Consider the following 14,074-nt stretch of genomic DNA (forward strand, 5'->3'; position numbering starts at 1 on the left):
ATTTGTACCCGCTGCTTCCACAATTCAAGGAGGATCCATGTGCGGTCTTAGCGGCGAGATCAATTTCGACGGACGACCGGCCGATGCCGACGCCGTTCAACGCATGACCGATGCGCTCTCGCCCCGTGGACCGGATGGCTTGGGCATTGTTGTGCGCGGCCCGGTGGGGCTGGGTCACCGACGCCTGAAGATCATCGACCTGTCGGAGAAGGCGCAGCAGCCGATGGTGGACGCCGACCTGGGCGTGACCCTGGCGTTCAACGGCTGCATCTACAACTATCCCGAACTGCGCGAAGAACTGCAGGGGATGGGTTTCCGCTTCTTCTCGCACGGCGACACCGAGGTCATCATCAAGGCCTGGAAGGCGTGGGGCGAAGCCTGCGTCGAGCGGTTCAAGGGCATGTTCGCCTTCGTGCTGCATGAGCGCGACACCGGCCGCACCGTGATCGCCCGCGACCGCTTCGGCATCAAGCCGCTGTATCTGGCCGAACACGGCAAGCGTCTGCGGTTTGCCTCAACCCTGCCGGCCCTGCTGGCGGCGGGCGATATCGACAAGACCATCGATCCCGTCGGCCTTCACCACTACATGACCTTCCACGCGGTCGTGCCGCCGCCGCACACCATCCTGAAGGGTGTCAAGAAGTTCCCGCCGGCGACCATACGCGTGATCGAGGCGGATGGACGGGCCAAGGACCGCCTCTACTGGCAGCCCGACATGACCCGCCATCCCGAGGATGCGGCCCTGACGGCCGAGGATTGGCGCGACCGGGTCCTCGACGGTGTGCGCGAAGCGGTGAAGCGCCGCATGGTCGCCGACGTGCCGGTGGGCGTGCTGTTGTCAGGCGGGGTGGATTCCAGCCTGATTGTCGGTCTGCTGGCCGAACTGGGTCAGAAGGGCCTGATGACCTTCTCGGTCGGTTTCGAAGAGGCCAATGGCGAGAAGGGCGACGAGTTCGTCTATTCCGATCTGATCGCCAAACATCACGGGACCAAGCATCACCAGATCTTCGTGCCGCACCAGCGGCTGATGGAGGCCCTGCCGGGCGCCATCGGCGCCATGTCGGAACCGATGGTCTCCTACGACAATGTCGGCTTCTACCTGCTGAGCCAGGAAGTTTCCAAACACATCAAGGTGGTGCAGTCGGGACAGGGCGCGGACGAGGTGTTCGCCGGTTATCACTGGTATCCGCCGATGCTGGGCGCGACCGATCCGGTCGGAACCTACGCCAAGGCCTTCTTCGACCGCAGTCACGACACGCTGAAGACCCAGTTGAACGGCGCCTATATGGCCGACACCGACGTCAGCCGCGCTTTGGTCGAGGCCCATTTTGCGCGAGGCCGCGCAGCGACGCCGGTCGACCAGGCCCTGCGTCTGGACAGCCAGGTGATGCTGGTCGACGACCCGGTGAAGCGGGTCGACAACATGACCATGGCCTGGGGCCTGGAGGCGCGCGTGCCCTTCCTCGACCACGAACTGGTCGAACTGGCGGGCCGCATCCCGCCCGAGCACAAGCTGGCGCAAGGCGGCAAGGGCGTGCTGAAAGAGGCGGCGCGTCTGGTGATCCCCTCCGAGGTCATTGACCGCAAGAAGGGCTATTTCCCCGTGCCCGCGCTGAAATACATCCTGGGTCCATATCTGGAGATGGTGCGCGAGGCCCTGACCAATCAGGCGGCGCGCGACCGCGGCCTGTTCGACTGGGGCTATCTGGACACCCTGTTCGCCAATCCCACCGAGCACATCACACCCCTTCGCGGCTCCGAACTCTGGCAGGTCGCCGTCCTGGAAATGTGGATGCAGCAGCATGGCGTCTGATATCCGCCCCAAGCGATCAAAGGCGCATCGGCTGAAACGTCTGCGGCACGAGGGCCTGAAGCCCCCGGTGCAGTCGGGCGACGGACCGACCCCGGATGCCGTGCTGGACTGCGGCTGGGGCCGACTGTTGTTCGCCCAGACCTTCGAGACGGCCGAGCCATTGGTCGAGGCCCTGCGCGCCGAAGGGCCGGACCGGCGCGACATCGCCTTCTACGTTCGCAATCCGCACGTCCTGCTAGCCTCGGCGCCGCAGGAGTTGTTCCTGGATCCGTCGCACACCTATCGGCTAGAGTTGGCGACCTATCGCAACAGCCGACGCCAGCCCCGAGGCTTCACCGTGCGTCGTCTGACGTCGGAAACGGATGCGCAGGCGGTCAACGACATCTACGCCAAGCGCAAGATGGTGCCGGTTCCGCCAGACTTCTTCTGGTCGCATCGGGACGACCGGACCCTGACCTATTTCGTCGCCGAGGACACTGTGACGGGGGCTGTGATCGGCACCGTGACGGGCGTCAACCACGCCCGCGCCTTTCAGGATCCGGAATGCGGGGCTTCGCTATGGTGCCTGGCGGTCGATCCCCAGGCGACCCAACCGGGCGTCGGCGAAGCCCTGGTTCGGCGTCTGGCCGAGCACTTCAAAACCCAAGGTCTGGCGCACATGGACCTGTCGGTCATGCACGACAACGAACAGGCCATCGCCCTGTACGAAAAGCTGGGTTTCCGTCGCGTCTCCTTCTTCGGGGTCAAACGCAAGAACCCGATCAACGAGGCCCTATTCGTCGGCCCGACCGACGACCACGACCTGAACCCCTATGCCCGGATCATCGTCGACGAGGCGCGTCGGCGCGGCATCCATACCGAGATCATCGACGGTGAGGGCGGGCTGTTTCGCCTGAACTGGGGCGGCCGCTCGGTCCGATGTCGCGAAAGTCTGTCGGAGTTGACCTCTGCCGTCGCGCTCAGCATCTGCGACGACAAGCGGATGACGCGACGCATCGTCGAGGCGGCCGGCGTGCGCGTTCCCGAGAGGATCGATCCCGAAAGCCCGTCGGCCATCGATGCAGCGCTGAGCAAGTTCGGCGCCCTGGTCGTCAAACCGGCGCGCGGCGAACAGGGGCAAGGCGTCGCGGTCGGCCTGACGACGATGAGCGAGGTCCAGACGGCTCTGGTTCGGGCGCGCCGCATCTGTTCCGAGGTTCTGGTCGAGGAACAGGTTCAGGGCGAGGACCTTCGGCTGGTGGTGATCGACTACAAGGTCGTCGCCTGCGCCCTGCGTCGTCCGCCGCGCGTCTTCGGCGACGGCCGCTCGACCTTGCGCGCCCTCGTCGAACACCAAAGTCGTCGTCGCGCCGCCGCCACCGGTGGGGAATCCACCATCCCGATCGACGCCGAGACCGAACGCACCCTGGCCGAGGCCGGCTATCGTCTCGACGACGTGGCGGCGGAAGGGGCCGAGATCTTGGTGCGCAAGGCGGCCAACCTGCACCTGGGCGGCACCATCCATGATGTGACGGATGAGGTGCATCCCGCCCTGATCCGCGCCGCCGTCGCCGCCGCGCGCGCCATCGACATTCCGGTCACCGGCATCGATCTGATGGTGAAGTCGCCGCGCGAACCCGACTACGCCTTCATCGAAGCCAATGAGCGCCCCGGCCTGGCCAACCACGAACCCCAACCGACTGCCGAGCGTTTCGTGGATCTGCTCTTTCCACTGTCCGCACCGGCCGCTGCGCGGACATTTTCGCGACCCGAAGCCTGAAGGAGGCCCCTTGGCCCGCCCCGCGATAGACCTCGACTACCTGAAGGCCCGCTTGGCCGACCTGCTGAACACCCCCAGCCCGACCGGCTATACGGACGAGGCCGTCTGGCACTTGTGCCGAGAACTCGAGCGGCTGGGCCTCGACTATGAGATGACCCGCCGCGGCGCCCTTCGCGCACGCCTGCCGGGCCGGACGCCAAAACCGGCGCGCGCCATCGTCGCCCACGTCGACACCCTGGGCGCGCAGGTCAAACAGGTGAAGGCGAACGGCCGACTGGAACTGGTCGCGATCGGTCACTGGTCGTCGCGTTTCGCCGAGGGCGCGCGGGCGACGATCTTCTCCGAGGGCGGCGCCTATCGCGGCACCATCCTGCCGTTGAAGGCGTCGGGCCATACTTTCAACGAAGAGGTCGACACCCAGCCGGTGAACTGGGCCCAGGTCGAACTGCGCATCGACGCCGTGACCCACGGCCGCGAAGACACCCTGGCCCTGGGCGTGGATGTCGGCGACATCGTCGCCATCGATCCGCAGCCCGAGTTCATCGATACCGGCTTCGTCGTCTCGCGCCATCTGGACGACAAGGCGGGCGTCGCCACCCTTTTGGCCGCGCTGGAATGCATGATCCGCGAAGATCGCACGCCGACGGTCGATACCTGGTGGCTGTTCACGATCGCCGAGGAGGTCGGGCTGGGCGCCTCGTCCGTGCTGATCCCGGATGTCGCCGCCATGGTGACGGTCGACAACGGCACGACCGCACCTGGCCAGAACTCGTCGGAGTTCGGCGTCACCATCGCCATGGCCGACCAGACCGGCCCCTTCGACTGGCACCTGTCACGCAAATTGGTTCAACTGGCCCGCGACCACGACATCCCGCACCAGAAGGACGTCTTCCGATACTATCGCTCGGACTCGGCTTCGGCTCTGGAAGCCGGCGCCGACATCCGGACCGCCCTGGTCACCTTCGGCATCGACGCCAGCCACGGCTATGAACGCATTCACGAAAGCGCGCTGGAAGACCTGTCGCGCCTGCTGATCGCCTATGCCGAAAGCGACGTCGAAATCAGCCGTGACGCCAAGTCCTTGAGCGGGACAAAGGGCTTCACCCACCAGCCTGTCGGCGACGAGGTGGGTTAGCGCGTAGGGGATCGCATTCGCCTAGCCGCCTAAACTCAGCCAATGCATGTCAGACTGAGGCAGCCTTCGAGTCGTTCCCTCTCTTGGCGCCGCGCCGCACTACAGCCGACCCAGATCCAAAACCGGTTGAGGCATTGTCCGGTGATCAGCGGAGTTTTGGTCGCAGAAAGTCTGTGCAAATTCGTTCAGCGCTCGATCCGGTTTCAAGTGGTCCCGAAACCCATATCGAGGCACGCCTTGACAGATCAGTCGGTCGTGAACGTGATGGCCTATGGCGATCTCTCGACGGTCTGCGGCGCTTGTGGCGCTGATTGCGCTGGGTCAGGCGTCCTGCGCTGCGGCTCAGTCCGTGCGGACGGATCGGCAAAGCATAGATCAAGCCTATGCGATCGTGGATTTCCAGACGTCGCGCAGCGGTCGTGAAATCGCGCAAGCCCTGCAGCGCCATCTCGATCGTCTGCCGATGCAAGCGACCTATCGTCAGCTAAACATGGCCGATGCGCCGCGGTCGGCTGGCCGCTTCACCCTGGTCGATCCGACAGCGCAGAGCGCCTTTGGCTTGCAAGGGCCGGCGACACGCGCCCCCGCCGGTTGGTTGAGCGCGCCGCGAACGGTGATGTGCACGAGCGCGAGCTGGCGCGCGGAGGCGGTTCAGCGTGTGCAGGCGCGGATCGAGCAGCACTACACCCTGTGCCTGTTTCCGTATCGCGATGGACGGCGCCGGGGGCATCAGTTGAACGTCTATGCCTCGACCCTGCTGGAGGGCGATCCGGCGATACCCGTTCGACGCTCCAATGAAGCGGAAAGCCCGGCCGTCTTTATTCGCAGCGCGGTGGAGGCGGTCGAGCGGGTGACGGGGCACCGGGGTGTCTGGATCGAAAACCGCACGGCCGAGCGGGATCGACCGTTCACCCAGGACAACGACGCCCTGTCCGCCCAGACCAACTAGGCGCAAACAACAACGGCCCCGATCGAAGATCGGGGCCGCCGCCGTCTTATCCTGACTTCAGATCAGAACTTGACGCTGAACCGACCATAGATGCGGTTGTCGCGATACTCGTCCTTATACAGGCCGGTATAGCCCAGCTCGATCGCGGTGCGTTCGGTCGCCTGGATGTTGAAGCCCAGACCGCCCGAGATGACGTCGTCGCCAGGATTGGCTCCGTCGATCAGGAAGCGCGGGCCGTCGGCGAAGGCGGCGTCGAAGACCGGCCCGTCGCCGTTCAGGTCATGGGTGTAGGCCAGGTGGGTCACGGCCGACAGACGCGCACGCCCCTCGCCGCCCGCCAGCACGGTGCGGGTGCGGAAGCCGGCGGTCAACAGATCGGCCTTTTGCTTCACATTGCCCGACAGCGCGGCGTCGCCGCCCGTCTCAACAACGTCGGCGTCGTATTCGACGTGGCTGTAGCCGGCGTAGGGCTCGAACATCGTGCCGCCGACAGCGCGGCTCCACGCCACCTCGCCATAGGCCTGCCAGACGTCGCCGTCGTAGTCGCCGACCAGGGCGTTGGTGAAGGCGTTCAGTTGGGCCGTGCGATCCGTGCGGACATCGGCGCTGGCCCACGATCCGCCGACGCGGATCTGGAAGTCGCCGACGCCGGCGCCGCCATACACGCCGATCTGCTCGCTGGTGACCCGGCCGGTCGAGCTGAGACGCGGCGAGCGCAGTTCCGAGCGGGTTTCACCCAGCGCCACGCCGACATGGACGTCGTTCGCCAGCGCCTTTTCGGCCCCGACCAGATAGCCGGAGGCTTCGTTGCGGAAGCCCGCGAGGCCGTCACGCGCCGAGCCCTGGCCGTTGCCGAAGACGCCGCTGCCCCAGACCGACACGCCGTTGCCGACGTAGGTGGCCGCGCCCTGGCTGCGTCCGCGCTCGGACATGGCGTCGCGGATGACGCGGGTGTCCGAAACGGCCAGGCCGCCCAGGGTGGCGTGGACCTCGCCCGTCAGGCCGCTGAGCGCGCCCTGAACCGCAGGCACGCTGGCGTCCAGCAGGGCGTTTTCAAGCGACAGATCGTGGTTGGTCCCGGTCGCGGTGTTGTTGATCATGACGTCAAGCGCGCCGCCGACCGACTGCTGGTTGTCCGTCCGACCCAGCGAAGCCACGGTCACATCGTTGCGCCGGACCGTCAGGACCACGCCGTTGGTCGAATAGGTCAGCACCGGGGCCAGGAAGGCCAGATCGCTCTGGGCGCCGCTGAACGTGCCCGTCACCGCGCCTGTCGAGTTGATGATGTTCATCCGCGTGCGCAGATTCCATTCACCATTGTCGGCCTTCAGGATGACCTGGCCGCCGTCGATCTTGGTCGTGCCGCCCACGTTCAGGCGAGAATAGGCCGCGCCGTTCACGCTGGAGCGGATCCACAGGAAGGAGCCCGGCTTGAAATTCAGGTTGCCGGCGACCGTCAGGGTTCCGAACGGATTGACGCCGTCGCCGGGCGACACCACGCCGCCGCTTTCCGCTGTCAGGTTCGCCAGACGACCGGTGCCGCCGATCATGCCGACGCCGCCGACGGTGGCGCTGGATCGCAGCAGGCTGCCGTTGACCGTCAGAAGGCCGCCCTCGACCCGGGTCGGGCCGCTGTAGTCGTTGGCGCCCGTCATGATCAGCTGACCGCCGCCCTTCTTGACCAGACCGCCGATGTCATTGCCGAAGTTGGCCTTGACCTCGGCCGAATAGCGGTCGCGCGCATCGCCGATGTTGTTGCTCCAGATATCGACTGTGCCCACGGCGACGGTGACGTCGCGGGTGTCGCGCAACGCCGTCGGTCCGCGAAGGGCCACGTCCATCTGCGGCGCGCCCCACCCCGAGCGCAGATCGACACCCGGCGCGTCCAGATCCTTGGAGCTGGACACCAGAATGTCCGAGATCAGCGCCGTCGAATATTCGGGGAAGTTTTCCATCAGCAGGGCCGCGAAGCCCGAGATGTTTGGCGCCGCCATCGACGTGCCGGTGTAGGCCGCATAACCGCCGCCCGTATATTTGATGTACTGGTTCAGCACGCGCTGAAGCTCGTCATTGGCGTACTGCAAAACCGCGCCCGAGAAGGCCGGGGTCAGCAGCGCCATGTTGTTGGTCGAGGTCAGTAGCCCTGCCAGAACGGAGGTGAAGCCGTCCGGATCACCCAGCCGCGCCCCCGAAACCAAGGTGATGGCAGCCGCCTGACGTCCGACTTCGCGGCGCCATGCGTCTTCATTGTAGGTCGGGCCACCAGCGGCGCGAGCGGCCAAATAGGCGTTTAGAACGCCGATGAACTGGTTCACCGACGCGGTTTGAAGGGCGGTAACCGTAGTTGCGGAATACAGGCTGGCGTAGTTGGCGCGCGGATAGAGGGCCAGGATGCCCGCCCGGTCCATCGTATAAGCGGGCACCGACGAGACGACGGCCGAACCCGGTCCAGCGACGCACCAGGTCGCCGTCTGACCGCAGAAGCTGGTCGAGGGGTCGGCGGCGGTGAAGCTGGAATAGTTGGCGACCGACAGCCAGTTGGAGCGCAGGCGCGGATCATTCAGCGGTGCGGCCGCATCGATCCCGGCGTGGACGCCATAGCCGTTGCCGGCCGAGAAGACGACCAGAACGTCCTTGTCCAAAACCGGTTTGTAGAAGTCGCCGTAGTTGCGATTGAACGACGCCAGCACGGTCGGCAGCGAGGCGTTGAACGGCAGGGAGTTGCCGCTGCCCCAGCTGTTGTTGATGATGCGCACCTGGCCGGTATTGGCCAGGTCGACGATGTTCTGGTTCTGGGTGGCGACGATCTTTCCGTCGATTATCGCGTCCTTGTACCAAAGGAAGTCGCCGGCCGAGAAGTTGGCGGTGGCGGCGTAAAGCTTGGCGTTGAAGGCGTTGCCGAACATCGGCTGGCCCGCCACGCGATCGCCGGCGATGGTGCCGGACACGTGGGTGCCGTGACCTTCCCACTGGCGACGCGGATTGATCATGCCGTCGTTGCCATAGCCGGCGACCGCCTGGCTGCGCAGGCCTGTCACTTTGCCGGCCGATCCGAACAGGGGGTGGGCCATGTAAACGCCGGCGTCATTGACCCCCACGGTCTGTCCGCGCCCGCTCAGGCCCATGGCGTAGGCGTGTTCCAGCCCCAGGAAGCCCTTGGAATAATCGACCGCGAACTGGCTGTCCGCGCGCCAGGACGCGATGGCCGTCTGATAGTTCGTCGTGCGCGTGCCGTTGGCCATGTAGAAGCCGCCGGCCGGGGCCGTGGGCGCCGGAGCGGTCTGCGCCGCCGCCGTCGTGCCCACCATGATCGCGACGCCCGCCGCTGCGGCCAGCAGACCGCCCTTAAAACTGAAACTCAAAACCTACCCCTGCGGCCTGCGGCCGACGACTCTACTGCGCCCCCGCGACGCAACTCCGACGCACAAATCGAAGGTGTTTCGCGTTGTCGTCAACCACATTTTAGCCTTGGGACGTTTCGTCCCAGCCGGATTGTTTGGGATAAACCAATCTCTTGCGCTCAAGCTTGAGGCGCCGTGCGCGCCTTTGGCAGGTGGCGTGGCGCGTGATTACCGCACGCAGATGCGCGCGCGGTCGTTGATCCAGCAGTCGCCGTCTAGGCGCACGGTCCCCAAGCGATCGCCGGCCTTGTCGTCGTCGGGGTCGGCGTTCCAGGTGGCGTCGGCCGTGCCGTCGGCCATCAGGACGACGACGGCGAAATGGGAGTTCTTGGGCTTGCCCTCGGACCAGGCGTTCATCGTATAGCCGCCGTCGCCGAACGGATAGACGAGGCACGGCTCGTCGAGCAGAACCTTGCCATCGACCGAAAGATAACAGGACTTGCGCGAGGCCGTGGGGGTCGTGGGTTCTGATGACGAAGCGGCGGGGCTTGCGCCGGCCTTCGCCGGTTCCGGAGGCGGCGCCATCGGCTCTGGCGCGGACGGCGCGAGGGTCTGCGTCGCGTCAGCGGGCCCAGGCGCGCCGGCGTCCTGACCGCAGGCGGCCGCGGCGGCCGACAGCATCAGGGCGGCGATCAGGCTGAGCGATCGTGAAGGGGCGGATGTCACGCGAGCCTCCGTCGTTGTCTCCCAGCGCCAACACGGGGGCGCATGCAAGCGTTCCCGGCCAAGCGGCGGCGAATGACGGCGCCCCTCCCCTTCGGCCGGCCGCTCGCCTATATCGCCAGCCTGTCCCGCTCCGGAGGTTTTCCATGGCCTATGTCGCCCGCAACGATCGTCCCGCCGACAAGGCGGCGCGCTATCTGGAGGTCGAGGCGGAAGTCCTGGCCGTGCTGGACGGCGAGCCGAATGTGACGGCGCGAATGGCGACGGTGGCGTCAATGCTGGCCGATGCGTTCGAGCACTATTTCTGGACCGGCTTCTATGTCGTCGCGCCGGACAAGGCGGACGAACTGGTGGTCGGGCCCTACCAGGGCACGCTGGGGTGCCTGCGTATCGCGTTCGGGCGCGGAGTGTGCGGGGCGGCGGCGGCGACGGGCCAGACGCAGCTGGTCGAGGACGTGCACGCCTTCCCCGGCCACATCGCCTGCGACAGCCGTTCGGCCAGCGAGATCGTGGTGCCCGTGCGCGACGCCTCGGGCGCGCTGATCGCGGTGTTCGACGTGGATGCGACGACGCCGGCCGCCTTCGATACGGACGATCAGGAGGCGCTGGAGCGGTTGATGGCGAAGGTGTTCGCCGACGCTTGATCGGGGCCGGTTGATCCGGCCGCAGCCGGCTCTATGGTCCCCGGCGACATGGAGGATCGGATGACGCAGCGAACAATCGCAATCACGGGCGGACACGGCGTCCTAGGCCGGGCGGTGCTGGAGGCGGCGCTGAAAGCCGGTTGGCAGGTCGCGGTGATCGACCACGCCTCGGGCCATGCCGTCCCTGAAGGCGTACTGGAGGTCGGCGGGGTCGACCTGACGGACGCCGGCCAGGCGCAGAAGGCCGTCGACGCCGTGATCGCGCGGTTCGGACGGCTGGACGCCCTGCTGAACATCGCCGGCGGCTTCGTCTGGCAGACGACCGACGATGCGGAACCGGCGTGGGACCGGATGCACGCGCTGAACGTCGCGACCGCCGTCAACGCCAGCCGCGCGGCGCTGGATGCGCTGAAGGCCTCGCCCGAGGGTCGGATCGTCAACGTCGGCTCGGCCGCCGCGTTGAAGGCCGGGGCCGGCATGGGGGCCTATGGGGCGGCCAAGGCCGGGGTCCACGCCCTGACCCAGGCGTTGGCGGAGGAGTTGAAGACGACAAAGGTGACGGTCAACGCCGTCCTGCCGTCGATCATCGACACGCCGACGAACCGCAAGGACATGCCCGACGCCGACCCGGCGGCCTGGGTCGCGCCGGCCGATCTGGCCGCGGTGATCCTGTTCCTGGCCTCGCCCGAAAGCCGGGCCATGACCGGCGCCCTGGTGCCCGTGACGGGCCGCGTTTGATGCGCAACGACCGGGTCCGCAGCGTCCTTTATCTGCCCGCCTCCAATGCGCGGGCGATCGAGAAGGCGCGGACGCTGGATTGCGATGTCGCCGTGCTGGATCTGGAAGACGCTGTGGCGCCCGAGGCCAAGGCCGACGCGCGTGACGCCGCCGTCGCGGCGGTTCGGGGTGGCGGGTTCGGGCCGCGCCTGGGCGTGCGGATCAATGGGCTGGACACCGACTGGGGGCTGGACGACCTGACGGCGATGAAGGCGGCGGGGGCCACGCTGGTCGTCGCGCCCAAGGTGGAGACACCCGAGGCCGTGCACGCCCTGTCCGCCGGCCTGGCCAAGGGTTGCGCCCTGTGGGCCATGATCGAAACGCCGCGCGCCTTGATGGCCCTAGCCGATATCGCGACGGCGGACGGGGCGCTGGACGGGCTGATGCTGGGGGTCAACGACCTGGCCAAGGCGCTGGGGACAAGGGCGTCGCCGGATCGCGAGCCGTTCAAGCCGTGGCTGGCCATGCTGGTCGCCGCCGCGCGCGCCAATGGCTTGCTGGCCATCGACGGGGTGTTCAACCGGATCGAGGATGCCGAAGGCCTGGCGGCCGAGGCATTGCAGGGGCGACTGTATGGGTTCGACGGCAAGAGCCTGATCCACCCGTCGCAGATCGCGACCGCCAACGCCGCCTTCTCGCCGTCCGAAGCCGAAATCGCTGATGCGCAAGCGATCATCGCCGCCTTCGACGCCCCAGACGCCGAGCGGCGAGGCGCGATCCGCGTGAACGGGGCGATGGTCGAACGGCTGCATCTGGAGCAGGCCAAGGCCTTGCTGGCGCGGGCGGATCGGGCCTAGTCGCGTCGATGCAACCGCCGTAAAGCTCGCGGCGAACCACAGCGGACCCGCCTTGCCCCTACCCTCCGACACGCCTTCGAAAATTCCGGCCTGGGTCTGTGCGCCCGGCGTGCTGAAGGTGCCTTTCCTCGACGTGTTTCTGGCCGACTACGACCTGCGTCGCCTGCCGGGGGACGAAGTTCAGGCCGTGCTGGGCTGGGGGATGAAGCCGACGGCGGCGGCGGGGCGACAGTGGGCCGAGAAGACCGGGCGGCCCTATGTGGCGCTGGAGGACGGCTTCCTACGCTCGGTCGGGATCGGCGAGGCGGGGGCGACGAGCCTGAGCCTGATCGTCGACGATCTGGGCGTCTATTACGATGCGACGCGGCCGAGCCGGCTGGAGCATCTGATCCAGACGGCCGGCGACTGGTGCGACGCGGCCCTGACGGCGCGGGCGCGAGGACTGATCGACCGGATCGTGGCGTCGGGCGTGTCCAAGACCAATATGGGCGGGCCGCTGGATCCGGGCCTGCTGAAGCCCGGTCGGCGCGTGCTGATTGTGGACCAGACGTTCGGCGACGCCTCCATCGCCTGTGGGCTCGCCACGGCTCAGAGCTTTGACGACATGATCGCCGCCGCCCGGCGCGACGAACCGGACGCCCAGTTGATCGTCAAACGCCATCCGGCCGTGGCGGCGGGTCGGAAGCGCGGCTGCGTGACGGACCTGAGGGGCGTCACCCTGGTCGATACGGATGTGAGGCCGGCCGAACTGCTGGCGGCGGTGGATGCGGTCTATTGCGTCACCTCGGCCCTGGGGTTCGAGGCGCTGTTGCGCGGCCTGCCGGTGCGGTGTTTCGGGGCGCCCTTCTATTCCGGCTGGGGTCTGACGACCGATGCGGTCCAGACGGGACGGCGCGGCGTCTCGCGGTCGATCGAACAGGTCGCGGCGACCGCCCTGATCGCCTACAGCCGCTATGTCGATCCGGTGACGGGCGAACGGTGCGAGGCCGAACAGGCGCTGGAGCGGTTGATCGCCCTGCGCGACCGGGCCGACCGACTGGCGGGTTCGTGGTCGGCGGTGGGGTTCGCGCCGGCCAAACGCCCGCCGGTGCGCCGCCTTCTGAATTCGCCCAAGGCGTCGATGCGCTATTTCATGTCGCCGTCGCGCGCCGCCGCCCATGCGACCGCGACCAACGGCCGGCTGATCTGGTGGGCGGGCAAGGAGAGCGAGGCGACGCGTCAGGCGGCGGCCGATTTCGACGGTCCGACCGTGCGGATGGAGGACGGCTTCATCCGTTCGCGGGGCCTGGGGTCCGATTTCGTCGGCGCCCTGTCGGTCGCCCTGGACGATCAGGGCGTCTATTACGATCCGTCGCGGTCCTCGCGGCTGGAGACGCTGATCGAGACCTCGGACCTGTCGCCGATGCAGTTGGCGCGGGCCGCCGCCCTGCGGACGCGCGTGGTCGATGCCGGCCTGTCGAAATACAATCTGAGGGGTCAGGCGCCGACGGACTGGCCCGTTGATCGCGACATCCTGCTGGTCGTCGGCCAGGTCGAGAACGACAAGTCGATCCTGCTGGGCTGTGCGCCGGATCTGAACACCAACTCGGCCCTGGTAGAGGCGGCGCGGCGCGATCATCCCGACGCTTTTCTGGTCTATCGCAATCACCCCGACGTGCTGGCGGGCAACCGGCCGGGGCGGCTGGACGCCGGGGCCATGGCCTCGGTCGACGCCGTGGGCGACGGGCTGGATATCGTCGACTGTCTGAACGCCTGTCGCCGGGTGGCGACCCTGACCTCCCTGACGGGCTTCGAGGCCCTGATGCGGGGCAAGGCGGTGTCGGTCTATGGCCGGCCCTTCTATGCCGGATGGGGACTGACCGATGACCGGCTGACGTTTGAGCGCCGCAGCCGCCGCGCCGGCGTCGATCACCTGGTCCACGCCGCATTGATCGCCTATCCCCTGTATGTCACGCCCGAGGGCTGGCCCTGCGAGGCCGAGGATCTGGTGGACCGGCTGATCGCCGCGCGCGACCAGCCCACGCCCAAGGCGCCGCGCGGCCAGGTGCAGCGCTGGGCCGCCGGGATCATCGCCAGTCTCGACCGCAGGCCGCCGCCGTCCTATTGACGCGTTCTGATAGGAAACGGACTGTCCTC

10 protein-coding genes are annotated in these 14,074 nt (G+C 67.3%); 8 read left to right on the forward strand and 2 right to left on the reverse strand.

What is annotated here, in order from left to right:
* The first annotated feature begins 37 nt into the window (after nt 1-37).
* The 4 genes from HF680_RS12690 to HF680_RS12705 all read left to right on the forward strand — a co-directional run bounded on the left by HF680_RS12690 (nt 38) and on the right by HF680_RS12705 (nt 5,656).
* Nucleotides 38-1,813: an N-acetylglutaminylglutamine amidotransferase gene (locus tag HF680_RS12690; protein WP_045809605.1), complete on the forward strand. Its 1,776-nt coding sequence runs from the start codon at nt 38-40 to the stop codon at nt 1,811-1,813.
* Nucleotides 1,803-3,572 (forward strand): N-acetylglutaminylglutamine synthetase, encoded by a 1,770-nt coding sequence (gene ngg / locus HF680_RS12695; RefSeq protein WP_185225309.1) that lies wholly within the window; start codon nt 1,803-1,805, stop codon nt 3,570-3,572. Before HF680_RS12690 ends, ngg begins: the two co-directional genes overlap by 11 nt.
* A gap of 10 nt (nt 3,573-3,582) precedes the next feature.
* Nucleotides 3,583-4,707 carry an osmoprotectant NAGGN system M42 family peptidase gene (locus tag HF680_RS12700; protein ID WP_185225310.1) on the forward strand — a complete coding sequence of 375 codons (1,125 nt, stop codon included), beginning with the start codon at nt 3,583-3,585 and terminating at the stop codon, nt 4,705-4,707.
* 271 nt (nt 4,708-4,978) lie between these two features.
* Nucleotides 4,979-5,656 (forward strand): hypothetical protein, encoded by a 678-nt coding sequence (locus tag HF680_RS12705; protein WP_185225311.1) that lies wholly within the window; start codon nt 4,979-4,981, stop codon nt 5,654-5,656.
* 62 nt (nt 5,657-5,718) lie between these two features.
* Here HF680_RS12705 and HF680_RS12710 read toward each other — a convergent pair whose 3' ends face one another.
* The gene (locus tag HF680_RS12710; RefSeq protein WP_045809601.1) at nt 5,719-9,018 is read right to left on the reverse strand and encodes a S8 family serine peptidase; all 3,300 of its coding nucleotides are present in this window, start codon (nt 9,016-9,018) and stop codon (nt 5,719-5,721) included.
* A 207-nt stretch (nt 9,019-9,225) separates the two neighbouring features.
* Entirely contained in the window at nt 9,226-9,723 is a 498-nt protein-coding gene (locus HF680_RS12715; protein WP_185225312.1) for a hypothetical protein, read from the reverse strand.
* Nucleotides 9,724-9,866: 143 nt separating this feature from the next.
* Here HF680_RS12715 and HF680_RS12720 point away from each other — a divergent pair, with 143 nt between their 5' ends.
* The 4 genes from HF680_RS12720 to HF680_RS12735 are packed head-to-tail and all read left to right on the forward strand — an operon-like array spanning nt 9,867 to nt 14,045.
* The gene (locus HF680_RS12720; RefSeq protein ID WP_055753342.1) at nt 9,867-10,364 is read left to right on the forward strand and encodes a GAF domain-containing protein; all 498 of its coding nucleotides are present in this window, start codon (nt 9,867-9,869) and stop codon (nt 10,362-10,364) included.
* A gap of 60 nt (nt 10,365-10,424) precedes the next feature.
* Entirely contained in the window at nt 10,425-11,102 is a 678-nt protein-coding gene (locus HF680_RS12725; RefSeq protein ID WP_185225313.1) for an SDR family NAD(P)-dependent oxidoreductase, read from the forward strand.
* Entirely contained in the window at nt 11,102-11,938 is an 837-nt protein-coding gene (locus tag HF680_RS12730) for an HpcH/HpaI aldolase/citrate lyase family protein (RefSeq protein WP_185225314.1), read from the forward strand. Before HF680_RS12725 ends, HF680_RS12730 begins: the two co-directional genes overlap by 1 nt.
* Before the next feature lie 52 nt (nt 11,939-11,990).
* Nucleotides 11,991-14,045: a capsular polysaccharide biosynthesis protein gene (locus tag HF680_RS12735; RefSeq protein WP_205196273.1), complete on the forward strand. Its 2,055-nt coding sequence runs from the start codon at nt 11,991-11,993 to the stop codon at nt 14,043-14,045.
* Nucleotides 14,046-14,074: the final 29 nt, after the last annotated feature.

This window comes from Brevundimonas huaxiensis, from assembly GCF_014218725.1.
Taxonomy (GTDB): domain Bacteria; phylum Pseudomonadota; class Alphaproteobacteria; order Caulobacterales; family Caulobacteraceae; genus Brevundimonas; species Brevundimonas huaxiensis.